Origin of the sequence: Dyadobacter sp. BHUBP1 (assembly GCF_050587785.1) — a bacterium.
Classification (GTDB): Bacteria; Bacteroidota; Bacteroidia; order Cytophagales; family Spirosomataceae; genus Dyadobacter.
Genome location: NZ_JBOBIH010000013.1, coordinates 1 through 17,908 on the forward strand (window position 1 = coordinate 1; position 17,908 = coordinate 17,908).

14 protein-coding genes and 1 tRNA gene are annotated in these 17,908 nt (G+C 45.2%); 1 reads left to right on the forward strand and 14 read right to left on the reverse strand.

Annotated elements, in window-relative coordinates; all coding sequences use genetic code 11:
• The 14 genes from ACQ4MZ_RS29520 to ACQ4MZ_RS29585 all read right to left on the reverse strand — a co-directional run.
• Positions 1-237, reverse strand: a 237-nt coding sequence (locus ACQ4MZ_RS29520; RefSeq protein ID WP_430851310.1) for a hypothetical protein, incomplete at its 3' end; no start/stop codon positions are given.
• A 193-nt stretch (positions 238-430) separates the two neighbouring features.
• A complete protein-coding gene (locus ACQ4MZ_RS29525; protein WP_430851312.1) occupies positions 431-1,045 on the reverse strand; it encodes a Crp/Fnr family transcriptional regulator in 615 nt (204 codons plus the stop codon).
• A 59-nt stretch (positions 1,046-1,104) separates the two neighbouring features.
• Positions 1,105-1,638 (reverse strand): hypothetical protein, encoded by a 534-nt coding sequence (locus ACQ4MZ_RS29530; RefSeq protein WP_430851314.1) that lies wholly within the window; start codon positions 1,636-1,638, stop codon positions 1,105-1,107.
• A gap of 105 nt (positions 1,639-1,743) precedes the next feature.
• A complete protein-coding gene (locus ACQ4MZ_RS29535; protein WP_430851316.1) occupies positions 1,744-2,337 on the reverse strand; it encodes a hypothetical protein in 594 nt (197 codons plus the stop codon).
• A 51-nt stretch (positions 2,338-2,388) separates the two neighbouring features.
• Complete coding sequence (locus tag ACQ4MZ_RS29540) at positions 2,389-2,796, reverse strand: SUKH-3 domain-containing protein (RefSeq protein WP_430851318.1); 408 nt, start codon at positions 2,794-2,796, stop codon at positions 2,389-2,391.
• Positions 2,797-2,803: 7 nt separating this feature from the next.
• Positions 2,804-3,361, reverse strand: a complete 558-nt coding sequence (locus ACQ4MZ_RS29545) for a suppressor of fused domain protein (protein ID WP_430851320.1) — start codon at positions 3,359-3,361, stop codon at positions 2,804-2,806.
• 151 nt (positions 3,362-3,512) lie between these two features.
• Positions 3,513-3,836, reverse strand: coding sequence for a DUF7668 domain-containing protein (locus ACQ4MZ_RS29550; protein ID WP_430851322.1), 324 nt, complete (start codon positions 3,834-3,836; stop codon positions 3,513-3,515).
• A 9-nt stretch (positions 3,837-3,845) separates the two neighbouring features.
• On the reverse strand, positions 3,846-4,178 hold the full coding sequence (locus ACQ4MZ_RS29555; RefSeq protein WP_430851324.1) for a DUF7668 domain-containing protein: 333 nt from the start codon (positions 4,176-4,178) through the stop codon (positions 3,846-3,848).
• On the reverse strand, positions 4,175-7,477 hold the full coding sequence (locus ACQ4MZ_RS29560) for a DUF6443 domain-containing protein (protein WP_430851326.1): 3,303 nt from the start codon (positions 7,475-7,477) through the stop codon (positions 4,175-4,177). The genes ACQ4MZ_RS29555 and ACQ4MZ_RS29560 overlap by 4 nt, the downstream gene beginning before the upstream one ends.
• Before the next feature lie 23 nt (positions 7,478-7,500).
• The gene (locus tag ACQ4MZ_RS29565) at positions 7,501-11,292 is read right to left on the reverse strand and encodes a T9SS type A sorting domain-containing protein (RefSeq protein WP_430851328.1); all 3,792 of its coding nucleotides are present in this window, start codon (positions 11,290-11,292) and stop codon (positions 7,501-7,503) included.
• A 3-nt stretch (positions 11,293-11,295) separates the two neighbouring features.
• A complete protein-coding gene (locus tag ACQ4MZ_RS29570; protein ID WP_430851330.1) occupies positions 11,296-12,609 on the reverse strand; it encodes a kelch repeat-containing protein in 1,314 nt (437 codons plus the stop codon).
• A 676-nt stretch (positions 12,610-13,285) separates the two neighbouring features.
• Positions 13,286-14,845: a tyrosine-type recombinase/integrase gene (locus ACQ4MZ_RS29575; RefSeq protein WP_430851332.1), complete on the reverse strand. Its 1,560-nt coding sequence runs from the start codon at positions 14,843-14,845 to the stop codon at positions 13,286-13,288.
• A 135-nt stretch (positions 14,846-14,980) separates the two neighbouring features.
• Positions 14,981-15,053, reverse strand: a tRNA-Thr gene (locus ACQ4MZ_RS29580).
• 111 nt (positions 15,054-15,164) lie between these two features.
• Entirely contained in the window at positions 15,165-17,069 is a 1,905-nt protein-coding gene (locus ACQ4MZ_RS29585) for a DUF349 domain-containing protein (protein WP_430851334.1), read from the reverse strand.
• A 107-nt stretch (positions 17,070-17,176) separates the two neighbouring features.
• On the opposite strand from ACQ4MZ_RS29585, the gene pdxH reads away from it, so the two are divergent.
• On the forward strand, positions 17,177-17,815 hold the full coding sequence (gene pdxH / locus ACQ4MZ_RS29590; RefSeq protein ID WP_430851336.1) for a pyridoxamine 5'-phosphate oxidase: 639 nt from the start codon (positions 17,177-17,179) through the stop codon (positions 17,813-17,815).
• Positions 17,816-17,908 lie beyond the last annotated feature (93 nt).

The following is a 17,908-nucleotide window of genomic DNA, read 5'->3' on the forward strand; positions in this document are numbered from 1 at the left end:
AATCAGCTTGACAATGGTTCCGTGTTCGTGGAGCAGCCCTTTTAAAACTGCATCCCTCTCGGCCTTGTTCGTGAATGGCCAACTCACTATGTAAGTCGCCTGCTGAACACGGTCGGTACGCTCGGATTTTAAAAATTCGATCTCATATTTTCCGTTGGAGTCTTTCAACCGGATGAAATCGGTATTGTCGAGATTGACGACGTACGGTTGTCCGTCGTAGAAGAGGTAGTTAGCCATGGTTGAGGTGTTGTTGAGTTTGTTGATGTTATGAATATCATAAAAATGATTACAATTGTATCAATTTTTTGCATTGATGTCAAGAAGGAGCTCCGTCCAGCAGCAAAAAAACTGGCGGGGTGTTTTCCGCCAGTTTGCACTACTTACACACTATCCCTGGCCGAAGCCAGTACTTGTCGTCCGACCCCAAGAATCAATTGTAATGACGATCCGGTATCGGTACGGTTCCACGAAGGAGACAAGTTTCTTTTGAAATGTAGGTATCCAAAAAGCAGTAGGCGTCGTACATGCTTACGTCTAAAAAATCGGCAAAATACCGGAGGGGTATTTTATTCAAAAAATCCTCATTTTGACCAGCAAAAGCTGAAAATCTCTGCCACGAGCTGGTTGCATGGCATTTGTATTGATGGTCTTTCTGATTGACAACATGGGTGTAACGCAATTTGTACAGGGTGTCGTGAAGCGACGGCCACTTTGAAATCAGCAACTGAATATCGGTTTCGGAAATAGTCAGGACTGTTGTATCGGAGCAAGCTTGTAAACTGCAATGTTCGTCCAAGGGCGAGAACATTGCTAAGTTGGGGAGAAAGTAATCGTTCCGACCAAAAAGGTAGCTCGTTTTCGGACGATAACTGTGTGACAGCGCTCGAATGATACCGCTTCGCACAAGGTAAAGCGAGTGACTTAGCTCGGGCGGGTAGAGATATTTCCCCGCTTGTAGTCTTTCGAAGGAGGCCCTTTCCAGTAAATCGGATTTTATGGCATCGTCTATGTGGTGTTGATTGAAAAAGGTAAATGACTGTTTCATGAATGCTCGATAATTGCTGGAAGGATGTCGAATGGAGGAGTTGATGATCCGGAAGTTTGTTAACTAGCATTTTTAGTTATTTGCTGTAAGTTGGCGTCAATGACTTTTTCCATGGCGAGTGTCACCTGTTCAATCTTATCTACACGGCTTTTTTTGCGAGCAGTCACTGCCTGGCAGACGCTGGTCATCATGTCGACGCCACGTTTGGTATAGAAAAAAGGATCGTGCATAGCGAGAAACTGGCGCCAGTTACGCCCTAAGGACTTCCTCGCGATGACAAAACGGTGGAGAAGCCGTTCTTTTATCAGAAGGTCTTTTTGACCAGGTACTTCCGGCCCGGATTTGATGCCGACAATCTCCTCTAAGTCCAGCGTGACTCGCTCAATTCTGTCGACATGGCCTCGGCTTTTGTCTGAGACTGCCTGTACGACTGATACAAGATATGCTTGGCCTTCATGGGTGCCATAGAAGTGGTGAGTTCTTGCAAGGGATTGTCGCCAAGATTTACCGATGTGATTTCTTGCTATCACAAATCTTGCCAGCAATCTATCCTTAATTGCTAAGCTTCGTTCACGTTTTTGGACTGTAATCATTGAATGGTAGTGTATGAAAGTTCAAAAAAATAATGCTGAATTCACTAATTTCAAGATGTTGACGAAGCAATACCTTATGCTGTGACTACCAGCTCGAAGTTATGATCAGGCGGGCCTGTTTGTATCGCGGTCCCCTACGGGGTTGAGGTATAGCAATAATTTAAGCTGATGAATGCCCCGACTTGGCTTATTAGTCAATTGAATATTTAAGTCGACAACCTCATAACAACTGCCCTTGTATTGAAAGAGGGTTTGCTTTTTGATAAAAATTTCACGCGTGTTGCTGTCGTTGACCATGAGGGAATCAAGGAAGAACTTTTCCGTATTGATTTCCAATAAATCCAGGAAGGAATGTTCTCCGGAATCTTCAAAAAGAAAAAGCCCGATTTTCCAACCGCTAAAATCAACAATGCAGCCGTAAAGACTTGCCAAGTATCTTGGCAGAGAGAAGTCCAATGACGAGGCTCCGATTAGCTTCTCGAGCGCTAAAGTGACGCGCTCAATGCGATCGACCTGGCCGCTCGATTTACGTGAAAGGGCTTGAACAGTTGTGCTGACATAATTTCGGCCGGTTTTGGTGAGGAAAAACGGATCGTGCTCGGCTAGGACTTTTCGCCAATTTTTGCCGACGAATTGTTTGGCGAACGTGAAGCGCTCTAAGAGGCGATCTTTGATGGAAGGGAGTTCGTGGGTGTTCATAGATTCACTGGTGATTTCTTGTATTAACCGTATCGAGCGGGACACTATTATTTATGTAATTTCGTCAAAATGAGTAGTCTCGAAAATCTTAGTTATCGCGACGACGGGATTGTCAGAAATGATACATAAGAAGTCATCGTAACCACCATAGACAGTTCCATTTTCTCCCATGAAGAGCGTAAGGTGGTTGTCGAATGCTTGACCTATCACGCAAAATCGGCTTTGCTTTATCCTTTGAGCGTAGTCTTCAAAAATCCATCTTCTATCCAGTCCCCGCTCAGCAAGCATAGGATCAAAATGAACAGTTTTAGATCGAAGATTTCCAAATTCTGAAAGGAACAACTCGACTTGTTCAAACCAGTCAAAGCCATTTCGCAGAAGGTACAATTTAATTGATGATACGTCTATCTTTCGGCCTGGGTACCAGCCCAGAGAGCTCAAACTACTATTTTCAACCATGTTCAAATTACAGTACACTTCTGCGGTAAGGGTTTAAATAATTAAAATTTGATTCCTCGAACTTCTCTTCAAGTGCATCGATGCCGAATTCTCTTTTATATGACACTTCCTCAGCTGTTATCGGAACCAACCAGTAACATTTTGATAGTTTGTTGCCAAAAGTAAAATCCTCCAAATCGGGGCCATACAGATGGGGCAGAGAAATGTAACCAAAAGTGCAAAGCGACTTGTCCTGCCATGGCTTGCCGAAATTGACGGAATCTCCTAAATCCAACGCTTCGCCGGTGGCGTGGTAGTGAGCTGTGATTGTAAGTAATTCCACAAGAGCGGGATCAAACTTTTGCGAGTAGATGTGCAACTCAATACGAGTACCATCTCTTGAAAGCGGTCCGAGCCCCGCCGTCGCATACACGCACATGTCCCTACTGGCATCGGGAGAAAATTCAAGAATTGAAAACTCTGATCCTAGCTCATGAAATGGCCCTTTAAGCCAATGGCGATCAGTGCTTGTTCCCTGGAACACAGTTTTGTAGTGAATGCTAAGCTCGTCCTTATAGGTGGTCATAATCCAAGTTCCTTTCGTTTGTTCTTTGAGTAATTTGATCCCCTCCCTCCCTGTGCGTTTGACTCATCGAACTCCTTTTTAAGTGCATCGACGCCGAATTCACCTGTACACAATCCGCTACGTCGATCAAATGTGGTAGCTACGGATATCGTTATAAAACATGAATATCTTCGATGCTATATTCACCGGACGAATATACGGTCATGGTCATTGTTAAATCGCTTTCTGAATTGTCATACCATAAATTGAATTCGATAGTAATACCATCATCTGATTCATTCCCATACAATCGAAAGTTGTCGAATGCAGTATCCGGCGGATGAGTTAATAACCCTGGATAGTCGTAGATCACTGTTTTCATTTCATCTGCGGATAGCCTCTTGTTTTTATCTCGTGTGTAGATATACAAAAACTTACCAGCTACAAGACTGTTGATCAATTCCGTCAGTAAATTCCTAATTTCTCCTCTTTCCATACAATTTTCTTACGGAACTAGTAAATCCCATACTGAGAACTGCAAGTCTGGTGTTGATTCGTCAAAAAGAATATTGATCATCAAATCACTTTTCTCGCCGTCAAACCACAGGAAAAAATCAACTATAAAAGATTTAGATGAGTCAACAGGATAGACGTCAAAATCAGTATACGATGAATCAGGTGGAGGTGTCAGTTCTCCCGGGTAGCTGTTGATTTCCTCGCTTATCATGGAGGCAGTTACCCTTTTTACGACACTCATATTGCATAAGTCATCGTACTTCTTCTTCAATAAGAGTTCGACTATCTCTTGTAGAATTTTAGCAACTTTGTCTCTATTCATCTCTTGATCCTGTCCTTGGGTATACTGGTCGGTGTGTCAAAATTAACACCAAGCTTACTGAAAAAATCGTCCGCTTTTCGAACTGCCACTTTTGAATCGGCTCTTGAAAGTCCAGCTGCCCTTAATGCTCGATAGGCAACTTTGCGTTCCGATCCATAGGTTCCACCTCCACTGTTTAGATTTTTCTGCACTTCTCTTGTTTTCCCGTGAGGTGTAGTTTTATCGACAGCCGGTCCAATAAGGTGAATAGTAGGGGCATCGGCCTTATTGTAACCCGCAATTGATTCAACGGCCTTATCCTGTATAATATGGTGTGCTTCTGAGAAGCGCCCCTTCAAATCTTTGTAGGCACCAAATGCTCTATCTCCGATGTACTCAATGGCTTCTACACCTCGTTTTATAGCGCTTCCTGACACTAGTGGAATTGCAGCCCCTGCAATAGCAAATCCTTTGTCCAAATTGGAAGCGCTTTCTCCGTCAACATTAATTGCATTTTCGGATCCTCTATTTACCCAAGTGGCTAAGACTACTGCGTCATTCACATCAGATATTGCAGCCAAATTTTTGATCAGTGAGCGCTGAGCCTCTCGGCGTTCCTGACTGGTAGCTTTGCTTTGTTCAACAATACTGCTGTATAAGAATGAGCTAACTGCTTCTAAGCCTTCCAATTCAATATGCCCTGTAACTTTGTTTTCGGAAAAGGCATAAGTACTGTTATGTACAAAACCTTCACTAACGGGGTCAGTAGAAAGAAATCGACCTGTTAGCGGATTATGTAGGCGCCACGAAAATTGCAAATAATCTGTTCCTACTTGTTTATCCTGTCCCTGAAACAGGAATCTATTTGTACTATTCCTCTGTGACGCGCTTGAAGGCGGATTGTCACGGCTAATTTCTAATCCAAAAGGATAGTAGTCTGTTTTTTGGACGATTTTTCCATTCTCTTCGAAAACTACCCGCACGTTGCCGAGGTGGTCTTTTATATAATAATCAAATTTTATGGAATCGCCGGTAGCAATAACAGCCTGTCCTTCGGTAGTGGAGAGCCGTTTAAAAGTGTTGGCTGCGTTGTATTCGAAGGGGCCTTCGTATTTAAGGGAAAGTGTGTCGCCGGCATATTTATGTTTGGCACCAGAGGCATCGTAGTCATAGGCAAACGATTTTGCACCAATCGTTACGGTTTTGGGCAGGTTCAAAAAATTGTAGGTAAGCAGAGCGCCATTATTACCATCGCTAGTGATATTCCCATTGGCGTCGTAACCGAAGGCGCTACTACCTGACTTAATCCCTTTGGCATTGCCAGAAGCATCATTGATAGATGAAAGCCTATTTCCAGAATAAGTGTAGGTCAAGTTATCGACGGCGAACCCGGCCCGTGTTAATGAAGAAATGTTACCGTTGAGATCATAATTGATCCCATTTTCGATATCTACATACCCGCCAAGGCCCGCAGAGCTTTTTAGACGACTTGCACCGTCATAGGTGAATGAGAGGCCTTTTGACATAATGCTCTCATTTACCCCGTTCCAAACCATTGAGGAAATATTACCGGAGGAATATTGAGCTCCATACAGGACGTTGTTATAATTGAGACCAAACCCGTAGAATGGAGTTTCTGTGGCACCTTGTAAGTAAAAAGTCTTGGCTTCTGTAATCCATCCTCGCATGTTGTAGACATAGTCAGTCCTCCGACGGAACTTGGCTGGATTAGCGGCGTAACCGTGATGGTATTTGGATTTGAGCTGTCCGAGGATGTTATAGCGTTGGGCAAGGGTGTATGCTCCTTTTGATTTATTACCGACTACTACCTGTTCTTTGACACTGAGAAGCCTGTCGGCGTGATCGTAGGTGAATGTTTTAAGGACGCTGTTGGTAACTGCGCCTGTGAGAAGATGCTCCGTCTTTTCCTGATCGACAACGGCGGCGATATCATATTTATATTTAGTAGAAATGCGCTCTGTGGCTGTAGCTCCCAGATCAAACAACTGGCGGGTTACTTGTATAGGACGATATTCACTATCGTAATGCGTGGTGCTGACAAGCCATTGGGCGCTAGCATTTAGCATCTTGGCTCTGGTTCCGGTTGGCTTGCCTTTTACGGCTGCATTATTGGCTACGGCAAGGACGTTGACATAAGGCTGATTTCCAGGGAAGGTGTAATCGTCATAATAGTTTACCGTTAATGCGTTGCTCTCCACGATCGCGGGAAGCGTGTTGCTGAGGGTATATCCGATGCCTGCTCCGGATTTATCCTCGTGATGTGCCTGGCTGGCATTGAATGCCGACTGGTGGGTGGAACGCGTTCCGGCGGAGGAGATTTCACCGGTTATAACGGGGCGGTTTAATGCGTCGTACTTGGTGAATCCCCACACACCAAGCGCCAACTGGTTGCCGGTCTGGGACATAACTGGCCTGTCGAAAACGTCATAAACGATGTCAGTCTTGCTAGCTCCAGGAACGTACTTGGTGATAACCCGCCCGAACTCGTCATAATCGTACAAGAAAGCATAGTTCGCAGCGTTGGCACTTTGCTGATACTGAGGCTGAAGAACGGCACGAAGCAAGCCGTAATCGTCGTATACATAATAGGTCGCCAGTGTTTCAGAAGCAGAGGCAATCACTTTCTTGCAGATGAGTCGGCCTTTGACATCGGTAAACTCGATGGTTTCATAGTTTTGGTCGTCCAGGGTTTGTTTTCGATACAATGTGCCGGCTACAAAGTTGCCAGAGGAGGAGATTGTTTGAAAAATATCGGCGTTCGGCGTGTATTTGTATAACTTCACTTCTGTGCCGGAATTGGCAGTATAATTGAAGTTTGAAGAGCGACTTCGAGTTCCGGGCCCTTGTTGACTTAGCGGCCGATTTGCGGGAGAGGCTTCAAGAACAGCTTCTGAAAATGGCCTAGTGAGATTGTCGTTAGGTGTCGGGGTTGCTTGCAGGCCAGCTGAGTTAGCCAGATACCAGCTACCCACAGCCGAAACGGCATTAGTTTGAAAAGCACCATTACCGCCACCCGCGTACGGCAGATAGTTTTTCGGCTGACGATTATATGCGTCATACTCAATGGGTATAATTAAATCAGTCCCTGTTGTACTCTGGCCGACTGAGACAGTCTGCGAAGGCCTCCCAAGACCATCCAAATATTGGACTCGAATATTAACTTTGCTGACATCATTAGCAGGCGCTCCTGTTTGTTTGAAAGTTCTAGACAGTACGAAGTTCTGACTGGCGGTCTGCGCAAACGCGCCGCACGAACTAAGGATATAGAGCAGTATATGTGCAAATAAATGGCGATTCATCTTTAAGGTGTTTGATGTGGGAATTACTGCTTAATTATTTTATGCGCACTGACGGCACCGTTGGCGCCTGTCAGCTGAATGATGTAGCTGCCGGCTGCTAAGTGATCAAGATTGACTTGGTTATTGGGAGAGAGTAGCTCGTATACCAGTTTGCCACGTATATCGTAAATCTTTAAGTTTGCGACGGGACCGTCGGAGGCGGTCCTGAGATTGAGCAATTGGCCCGTAACAAGAGGATTTGGGAACAAAACAATCTGAGTGTCGAACTTCAAATCTTCAATCCTACTGTACGCGTAACTACCATCTGTATCAATCATTTTTAACCGGTAGTAGTTAAGGCCTTGGTGAGGGGCACCATCCCTGAATGAATAATAAGTGGTCGTGTTACTCTCGCCCACGGCCAATACGCTCCCAATTCTAGTCCAGGTTTTTGCATCGGGACTACGCTCGATATCGAATTGCTTACTATTCGCTTCCTCTGATGTAGTCCAGGTTAGATGGGCGGAATTCTCTTCCTTAATCGCATTGAAATTTATAAGGATGACAGGGAGTGCATTTTCCTCTGGTATCAAGGAAAGCGCCTGAGGAATAATGGTGCCGGTAGCAGAAATAACGTCACATGATATGATTTGCCCAGCGTAGTTATAGCAATAGGAAGATCGGGTATTGCCTCCATTATCTTTAATTGCTTTGAGCCTAGACAAGGGATCATACTCATATAGCAAGTTTTTCCCAGCGGGATCAATAGTACGTGTTATTCCTATTACCGGGCTGTAAACATAGGATGTCATCATTGCTGCTGGTAGGGCAGCACGGACAGCGTCAAGTTTATTTTTGATTGCGGAAGGGTCTGTCATCGCGGCCATTTGAGCGAAATTAGTGCCGCCAAGAGCTGCGCTAACGGCGGCGTTATCCGCGTTGTTGATTTCCGCTACAACTTTTTCGCCTTTGTGGGACCACAAGTATGACACCTTTTCAGCACCTTTCAGAAGAAGGCTTAACGGATTTCCCTGGTTGTCGTAATGGGTGTATTTAAGAATTTCGCGATAGGAATTTGAGGCGGTCTCGTCGGTTTTGCCTTGATAATTTTGAAAGTTTTGACCTAGGGAACCATTCATCCCGTTAAAACTGAACTTTTTGTAGGACATAATCAAAGTTTGTTTTTGCGAGTTTCCGGGGAATGCTTTGTAGGTGGTAACTTCTGCGGCAATAACCTTTCTGTCATTTGCAGACTTTTCCAATGTGACGGCCTGTTCGAGAGGATAGGCAACCATGTTGGAATCTATCATGGGCTGGATGAATGCCGCTTTTCCGGAGGTATTTTTGAAGTCCAAGGGATATAGAAAGTTAGTTTCTTCTACTGTTCCATCGCTCTGAGTTGTACGTTGCTTTGTGACCTGTCTATGGTCTAAATTGGAATATTCGTAAGTAGTCGATTCTATTACAGGGGAGGAGGACGCCCCAGCTCCATAGTCCTTGGTCATCTCCGATTTAAGCCTGACCCAACCAGCAATAGCCTTGTAACCTTTTACGTAGTACTCTTTATTATCGGAATTACCGTATATGCCGCCCGGACTATTATAGTTGGCAATGTGTTCGCAATAAATGGCGGGGGAAGAATTAACAACCACCTCGGCCATAGTTGAATAGACTTTGAATGACTCGTAGGCCTTGTTTGTCAAATTTGTCCTATAATGTGTGGAAACCGCGGGCAGGCCCCGGATAAATTCATAGGAGGCAATGGGCCCAAACATGCAGGAGCCTCCTCCTGCCATCATTAGGCCATAGGAATCGTTGTAGGCATTATATGATGTGAATTCGTGGTACTGTTTACTATCCTGTAATTTCTCTTCTATATTAAAATAAAGCAGGGGGGTAAGGCTGACGGTGTTTAACGGTTCTGACTTCCAGACCCCAGCGCGACACGCGGAGCCATCTGAGAAGAATTTTGTAATTTCGGCGTGTGTATCGATGGAATCAGCCATAGCACCGCTGGAACGGGTGGGGTCTGAGAAATTTTCGTAGAGATATTGTTTTTCATAGGCCAATAATCCAGCGGCAGTATAGTTGGAAACTTTCTTGATCCGGAGCCCGCCTACATCACCTTTTACCAAAAGTTCAATTTTCTTGATCTTAATTTGTATATCAATTCCTGCACCGTCGGGCATATCGGATATGATGCATTGTGGAGGAGTGAAATTTGACGCGGTATATGACCCAGCGGCTAAAGAACCTGTCTCCGTGAGCGGTTTACATGGTGGATTCTGTGGAATATAATCAAAATTGTAAGTTGACTCATAGGTGCGTGTTTCAGGAAGTGTAAATGGTTGGGATTGAATAAGAGTCAAGCCGTTTCCAACTTTTTTCCACACAAAGCTGTAATAGTCATAACTAGTTTTATGCGTGATATACTGATACGATTGTATGTAACTTAATTGATTGAGCTCGTATTCGAATGTCGAATAGCCCCCCGTTGGATATTTGACAGAATTGAGAGAGCCCATAAGAGTGCCCGCGAGATATGCTTGTCTGTCTGCCCCAAATTCAGAAATTAAATTGCCGGCATTGTCTACACCGTTGTAATATCCCCAATTGTCGACACTGTACGTGAGTCCAACGTTTACGGCCTGGTTGTACTCAAAAACATACGGCTTGATCTGCTCTGCTCCATTCTTTTCCTGAAACTGTACCAATTTTTCGTTGTCGGCAGCATCATAGGTAAAATCAAACGTTTTAATTTGTACTGGGGTTGCGGGGTTAGTAATGTCGTTGAGCACGATTTGGTTCAACCTCTGATAGTAGCTCGTTTCGCCGTTGACTGTCTTGGAAAGCTGGGAAGAATTGAATTGAAGTTCCCAGTTTGAACCTTGGATTTTTGTCAGCGCAATTTCCTCTGAATAATTTTTTACAACCGAATTGTTAACCTCGCTAATAAAATAGTTGGGCGGATTGCCGATGTTAGGGAGCGGCAGGACCCGTCGCTGAGAATAACTTCCCTGGATTCTCTTGAAAGTGTCTGTGGGAGCAGTATAGAAGAATTTGATCCGTTCGCCATGGACACCGATGATTTCAGAAAGGTGCCATGCCGATATGGTTTTGGCGAATTTGTCAAAAGGGGCTCCTTCGAGCAATGTCCAGCCATATTCGGCATTCTTAAAAATATATTTTGTGCCATCTTCTGTACGGATCGTCCATTTGGTAAAAGTGTTGCCCACAAAGTGGTGGCCAGAGCCAGGATCAAGCGGCAATGACATTTCATACTTGATTTCCAGCGCTTTTCCGGTGGTATTATATATTTTGCCATCCGTCCCAAAGAAGAACTTTCCGCTATACGCACCAAATGAGAAGTTAAAAATATCCGGCTCGCCATCCTTTAACCCGTCAGCTATGTAGTTTATAAAGGTATAGTCAACAGGAAGCCCATTTTCTTTATTTTGCACCGCGGTTTTAACCTCCGAACCTGTTGTAAAATAGCCCTCAATACCGGAATTGCCTTCATCCCTTGTTCCATGGACCGTTCGTGTAATTACTCCGACGGGCAATGACCAACCACGCCCTATCCAGCTTGATTCTTCCGCCGGGCGATATCCGGTATAATTGTAATTCATCGCAATGGGCCAGGCAAGGGCACCTTCGCTGCTTGTATATATTGGCACAGAAAGGTTGACCGCACCAGTACTTAAATTGATCGGAATGTCACCGTATTTTGAAAAGCTCGCGGCATTCGGAGAGGGGGGAATTATGTTTGGTTTTTGCGCGCGTATAGAAGCTGAACCCAAAATGAGCAGCATAAGCGTAACTTTCAGGATTTTCATGGCCTATTTGAGATTAATTTTCCAAAGCTGGTTAGTTGGGTAGGTTTGAGAGGTGTTGCGATTGAGCTTTCTGCCGCCGAACAGGACGATATGTCCGGCATCGTCGGAATAAGCGGAACCCTCTGCAATGGTTGTGGGCACGTTATCGGTCAATAAAACATGCCATTTTGCCAACGCTGGGTCGAACTGCCAAATGTGAGTTTTAGTGTCCACTATGTTGTTTGTAACCTTATTTTGGCCACCGTACAAATAGAACTTTCCATTCTTATCCTTCCATGTGATGGAATGCGAACGGTAGCCTGGATACGACAGGTAATCTTCGTCACCTTCTGATCTGGCATAAAGCTTCGTTGAGCCGCTGACAAAGTGCCAGGTAGAGCTTGTGATATCGTAGGACCAAAGATCAGCAAGCGCTCCTACGTCCTTGCCGGTAGAGTCTATACCGATACCCGCATACAACCATAATTTGTGCCCTTCCTTCTCATACCAAGCTGCGGAATAAGATCTGGCGGACGGACCCGGAGGCTGAGGATTCTCTTTGGAAGGAAATATGCCTTTGTAGTTAGCGATGTTATTACCCGCTACCCAGGTCCATGTCATGGTACTGGGCTCATACATCCAGAGGTCGTTGTAGAGATCTTCAGAAGGTTTTGCATAGTTTCGACTAATGCCCCCAAATAGCCAAAAGCGACCGTCTTTGTCTACCCAGGTAGCTGAGGCGGCACGGCTGCCCGGTATGTTTCCTGGCTCGGGATTACGTGCATTTTTACTCCAAACCGAACTAACGTTGGTCTTTGTCGCGTCCGAAATACGGACCCATGTATTGTTTCTTGTGTTGTACTTCCATAAATCATAGAGGTACTCTGTGTCACTGAATTGTTTGCCTCCCATTAGCCAAAGGCTCTGTTCACGGTCGATCCAAGTCAAGGCGTTCCGTCTGGGTGATGGGGTGCTGGTATTCTCAACAAATTCGGATAGTGCTTTTCCTTCTCCGTGAAGCAGCTGCCAGGTATCGTTTGCTGGGTTATACTTCCATAAATCGTCTAGAAGCCCCCAACTGCCATGCCTGTCGTACCCCAGCCCGGAGCTGACGAAAATATTCCCGGAGTTGTCTTGCCAACTATTAGCACCAGTTCTCGGTGATGGGAATGCATTTGATCCAAGATAGTAATCGGGATCGTTTAAGATACGCCTGAGCAGTGATTGTGCCTCAGATTCTGTGGGTTGAGAGTGCTTCATTTCCTGCCAATTCAGTTGCGCTTTTAAATGGGCGACAGGTAGCAAAATGAATAAAAGAAAGTACACCGTTTTGCTCATACATAGCGAGTTTTGCAGGCCTTATAAATAGAAGCCTGTGAGTTAAACATGAACGAAGAACGGAACGTGAGGAGTCACTTGCTTGTCTAACAAGTTAGTAACCAGGATTAACTATTATAATATAAGTACGTTGAGAAAGAACTTGAGTGAAAGAATAAGTCCTTGCACCATCATCCAAAGAATGAAACGAAGAGTATTAATCTAATAATTCCACGCGCTGTGTACATCAACACATTTGCGTATTTTAAAATACGCTTAAAGTAACTAGACGTCACCCCGAGTCAATACCACTGTCTTGGGGTGGCAAATAGTTGAACTGGCTTATAAGCTACATTGCTATCTCTTTAATGTTAATGCGATGACAATGTAGCAATATTTATTAGGATGCAAATGGCATTATTGCGCCGTCGGAGAGTAATTTATTGGTCGGTTAGAAAATGAGGACGAAGTGCGGGTATTGGTTTTTGAACACTAAAATTTTTTTAAGCCCTTTTATTCCCGCAGGTCAGTTTTGACGGTTTAGCAATGTCGACGCTGAATTTTTGGGACGAATATTAGCCATCGATCAACTATAAGGGCCGAGTTCCAAGTTGGTAACATTAATACTTCCCCTTGACGATTACAAATTGATTTGTGTATGGCCTCCGAGAGTGTTGAGGCCATACTGATATTTTAACTAAGCCAGTCGTTGTTGTTTAGAAAGTGGACGCTCGTTTAAAGATGAGGTGGCAATTTTATGAATAGGGACCTTCTTAGGAACCAATGCTTGAACCGCCGATTTGATTTGATTGTCTTCGAAATCATCATAATAGGATTGCGTCGTGGTGGTATTCGAATGACCCAATAATTTGCTTATCATGACAAAGCTCGCTCCAGATTGCAGCATAATGGTGGCAAATGAATGCCGTGCAGCGTATGTGGTCATACATCCGCGGATACCCAGTTTTTTGGCGATTCGTGCCATTGCATCATTAACTCGTCCAATGAAAAGTTTTGTAGCCTTATGAGCCTCTAAAGCGGTCATCTGAGCGGTAAGGAAGGGAAATACATACTCGTTCCGATTCTTTGTTCTGTTTCCCCAACGATTGATGATCTCCTGTGCAAGCTCGTGTATATAGACCTCAATGGGGGTCAAATCTTTTTTCTTGGTGATAATCGTTTTTTTACGAAAAAAACTGAAACGACCATTGCCGAGGTCACGCCATCTTATACGCAAAATGTCGGCCATGTTTGCCCCGTAGGCCAAATAGCTGAATAGCCACATATCTCGGCCAAGCAGGTCGGATTCGTTGTCGCAGGGAAATTCGATAATTTGGTTGATCTCTTCTAAGGATCTTGCCTTTTTGATATTCCTACTGGCGGGGATCACATACTTCCCCTTTGCGAAAGGGTAGGATTTTACACTGACCAAGCCAGCATTGATGGCAGTGTTAAATACCTTGCGGAAGTTTCTGGTATAAATTCCCACTGTACTCGGGCTTGCCGAAGTAGGGGGTGCATCCCTTTTGTGCGCCTTTTTGCCGAACCGATACATCCATCTTTCATAGTTACTCAAAAATGTGGGCGTTAGCATCTTGAACCTGATCGAATAGTCATGTTTGCCTTTAAACATCTCTTTGTTTTCATGACGGTAATGCAGGTAAAATCGGAAAAGAGATATTGCGGAATCCTTAAAGCTGTCTCCGGTTCCATAGCGCTCCTCCTTATACATAAATTTGTATTCGGCCATGAGGGCCATTAAAACGTCATCTGGGAAAGGTGGAAGGAGAACCTCCTCCGCTTCTTCAACTTGGGCTAATTCAGGGAAAGCTTGACGGCGATCTTTCTTCAATAGCTCGACTTTTGACAAACTATCGAAATCGAGAAGGCATTTTTTGAATGAAGGGAAGTCAAAACTATCTCCGAGGTAAGCTATGACGTCGTATGCCCGGCGGAGGTATCCCACGCGGATCTGACCAGTTTCTGGATCGGTATATGAGTCTCCGTATAAGATGTCCCAGATGAATTTTTGGTCAGCATCTTCGATCTCTGGGGCCTTTTTACCTTTTGACAGATTCCTCGCATAGATTTTCCTGTAAGACTGGATGAACTTAACATCTTTTTCATCCAGGATGATGCCAGTTGCAATTAGGCGCTGTTTTCCGCCAAAGTAGATTGAGTACCTAACGGAAGTTGCTCCTTTCGCGCATCCGCGGGGATCGAAATAAAGTGCAGGTGTGACAGTTGTTTGCTGCATAATCTTTTAGGTTTAAAAAGATTTTCAGCTAACTGGGTCATAGGTTGTAGGAGAACATTGCAAGTTTCATTGCAAGTTGGAGACAAATATAAGAAAAAAGCACTTAACAATCATGTTAAGTGCTTGATCTTCAAGAGCCCCCAGTCGGGATCGAACCAACGACCTACTGATTACAAGTCAGTTGCTCTACCAGCTGAGCTATGGAGGCCTTTTTCTTTGTGATACCGTTTGTTATTCCGTTATCATGGTGCAAAAGTAGTCGAGCGGGATATACAATGCAACCTTTTCAAAGTAAATTTTTCAACTTTTTTTTCAGGTTTTAGATAGCCTCCTGAATAATAGTAAGTTGGTGTTTCAGCTCGTCCAACTGGCTTAATGCATTATTGATCTTTCTCTCGAACTCTGCCTTCAAACGATCCGACGTTTTCGATTTCGCGAAGAATTCGATGTTATTCTGCCAAAGCGCGATGTCGTTTTCGAGCTGGGTGATCTTGCGGCGGATGTCGTTTTCCTTGCGGTAAAGGTTGCGGCTGCTTTCGCCGTCGCGTACCAGCTCCACTTCGCTTTCGAGAACGGCTTGTTCTTTCTCCTTGGTCGAGAGCTGGCCGATGGCGCTTACATAGGTATTGATGGCCGCGATATAGCGCTTCTGAATGGCCTGCATGTCCTTTTTGGGTACAAACCCTATCGACGACCATTCCGACTTAAACGCGCTCAGCAAATTGAGCGAAGATTCGTCCTTATCCTTCGCTGCTGCCTCGATGCGTTCAATCAGGTCGGTTTTCAGCTTCAGGTTATTTTCGAATTCTTCTTCCACTTCCCGGTTTTTTGCGCGTTTTTGGTCGAAATACGCGTCGCAAGCCTTTTTAAAGCGGTCATAAATGGTGTCCTTGAATTTTTCCGGAACCTGGCCGATGCTTTTCCACCTCTTTTGCAGCTCGATTACCTTCTGCGTGGTGGCAGGGTTGTCCTCGCCGGCCGACAATACCGCTTCGGCTTCTTCGCAAAGCTGGTTTTTCAGGTCGAGGTTTTGCTCGCGTTTGGCTTCCAGCTGGCGGAAGAATTCGCCTTTGTTATTGAAAAACGTTTTCAGCGCAGCCCAGAACTTCTTGCTCAATTCTTTGCCTTCTTCACGGGGCATAATGCCTTTCAAAGCCACCCACTGGTCCTGGAACGCCATAATGTCCTTTGTTTTGGCATTCCATTCCTTAATGCTCCCCGAATTATAAGTAGTGAACGGAACAATCGCTTCGTAGATTTTCAGCTTTTGTTCGTAGTTCTCCTGCATGGATTTCTTCTGCTCAGCAAACTGGCCGCGTTGTGCATCATAAAGCACGTCGAGCGCCTCTTTGAAGCGCTGCCACAGTTTTTCCTGGTCTTCTTTCGGGGCAGGACCGAGGTGTTTATATTCTTCGAAAATATGGTTGGCTTCGTTGAGAATCTCACGCGTCATCGGGCGGCTTTCCAGCGATTTACCAAGTTCTTCCACTTTCTCGCAGAGCTCCGCTTTCAGCTCCGCATTGCGGCGACGGTCGAGTTCTTTGAGTTCGAAATAGATATTCCGGTTGCTGAAATAGCGGTCGATGAGTGCATTATAGGTTGCCCAGAGCGTACCGTTATGCGGCGATGCGACGTTGCCTGCGGCTTTCCATTCTTCCTGGATTTTCTTGAATTCTTCCCAGCTCGATTTCAGCCCGGTTGCATCCGTTTCGCGCGTACCTTCCTCGTCCACCAGCGCACGCAGGCGACCGAGAAGCGCGGTTTTTACGTTGAAATTCTTCTCTTTTTCCTTCTCCTGGCTTTGATAGAAGGCATTTTTGAGGCCACGGATTTCACGGCTCAGAGAGTCGATTTTTTGCGTATCGCTGTCGTATTTGTATTCGAATCCGTCTTCGCCGCCTGTTTCTTCAATAAACGTTTTCAGCGCAGCTTCGCGGTCCTTTTGTTTAATCTGATCGAGCACCGTACGAACACCTCTGGCCACAGCCTCTGCTTTTTTCAGCTGAGCCGCGGTAGCGGCTTCTCCGCGGATACCTGCCAGTTCGTTTTCCAACAAGTTAACCAGTTGTTCCTTAGATAATTGGCTGTAATCCACATCAGGCGTCTCTTCCTCGTGCTCCTCCGTCAACTCATTGTTAAGATCAATTTCAAGGGTATCAATCGTTTTGGGTGCCAGGTCGTCCTGCTCTTCGCTTTTGACCCCTTCTTGTTGTTCTTGTGCCATCGTGATGCTTGTTTCGTACGTACGGTCTCTTATAGATTACAAATCTAATAATCTTTCCTCTGAAATGGCTACTTTTGGCATCCCAACATTGAACATATTAGTATCCAATGGATCATAACATTGCAAATATCCGTCACGATTATCAGCTCAAAGGGCTACTGGAAGCCGATCTCGATCCTGATCCGCTGAAACAGTTCAGGTTATGGTTTGACGACGTGCGTGAGGCCGACATTTCAGAAGCGAATGCCATGTTGCTCAGCACTGTATACGAAGGCCGTCCGACGGGCCGGATCGTGCTCCTGAAAGACCTCGACAGCAGGGGCTTTTCGTTCTTCACGAACTACAACAGTAAAAAAGGTCGGGAAATTGAGGCAAACCCGCAGGTTGCGCTGACGTTCTTCTGGAAAGAGCTTGAACGACAGGTCCGTATCGAAGGGAAAATCGAAAAGACGTCCGAGGCGGAATCGGGTGAATACTTCTCCGTTCGTCCGCGCGGGAGCCAGATCGGGGCCTGGGCTTCGGCACAAAGCGAGGTAATACCAAACCGCGAATTTCTGGAAGAAAAAACAGAGGAATTGAAAGCGCGTTTCGAAGGCCAGCCAGTGCCGCGACCTCCGCATTGGGGCGGTTACCGCGTAGTGCCGGACTACATTGAATTCTGGCAGGGGAGACCCAGCCGTTTGCACGACCGGTTAGCTTATACGAAGACGCGAGACGGCTGGAAGATTGAGCGGCTTTCGCCGTAGTTAATTTTGACCGGGTCGCCGGAGCGATGATTGAATGATTGAATGATTGAATGATTGAATGATTGAATAGGCGTTATTCAGTCATTCAATCAT

Bases quoted from the DNA above. Each gene is read 5' to 3' on its own strand.
- ACQ4MZ_RS29525 (WP_430851312.1), bottom strand. From the start codon at position 1,045: ATGAAACAGTCATTTACCTTTTTCAATCAACACCACATAGACGATGCC.
- ACQ4MZ_RS29530 (WP_430851314.1), bottom strand. From the start codon at position 1,638: ATGATTACAGTCCAAAAACGTGAACGAAGCTTAGCAATTAAGGATAGA.
- ACQ4MZ_RS29535 (WP_430851316.1), bottom strand. From the start codon at position 2,337: ATGAACACCCACGAACTCCCTTCCATCAAAGATCGCCTCTTAGAGCGC.
- ACQ4MZ_RS29540 (WP_430851318.1), bottom strand. From the start codon at position 2,796: ATGGTTGAAAATAGTAGTTTGAGCTCTCTGGGCTGGTACCCAGGCCGA.
- ACQ4MZ_RS29545 (WP_430851320.1), bottom strand. From the start codon at position 3,361: ATGACCACCTATAAGGACGAGCTTAGCATTCACTACAAAACTGTGTTC.
- ACQ4MZ_RS29550 (WP_430851322.1), bottom strand. From the start codon at position 3,836: ATGGAAAGAGGAGAAATTAGGAATTTACTGACGGAATTGATCAACAGT.
- ACQ4MZ_RS29555 (WP_430851324.1), bottom strand. From the start codon at position 4,178: ATGAATAGAGACAAAGTTGCTAAAATTCTACAAGAGATAGTCGAACTC.
- ACQ4MZ_RS29560 (WP_430851326.1), bottom strand. From the start codon at position 7,477: ATGAATCGCCATTTATTTGCACATATACTGCTCTATATCCTTAGTTCG.
- ACQ4MZ_RS29565 (WP_430851328.1), bottom strand. From the start codon at position 11,292: ATGAAAATCCTGAAAGTTACGCTTATGCTGCTCATTTTGGGTTCAGCT.
- ACQ4MZ_RS29570 (WP_430851330.1), bottom strand. From the start codon at position 12,609: ATGAGCAAAACGGTGTACTTTCTTTTATTCATTTTGCTACCTGTCGCC.
- ACQ4MZ_RS29575 (WP_430851332.1), bottom strand. From the start codon at position 14,845: ATGCAGCAAACAACTGTCACACCTGCACTTTATTTCGATCCCCGCGGA.
- ACQ4MZ_RS29585 (WP_430851334.1), bottom strand. From the start codon at position 17,069: ATGGCACAAGAACAACAAGAAGGGGTCAAAAGCGAAGAGCAGGACGAC.
- pdxH (WP_430851336.1), top strand. From the start codon at position 17,177: ATGGATCATAACATTGCAAATATCCGTCACGATTATCAGCTCAAAGGG.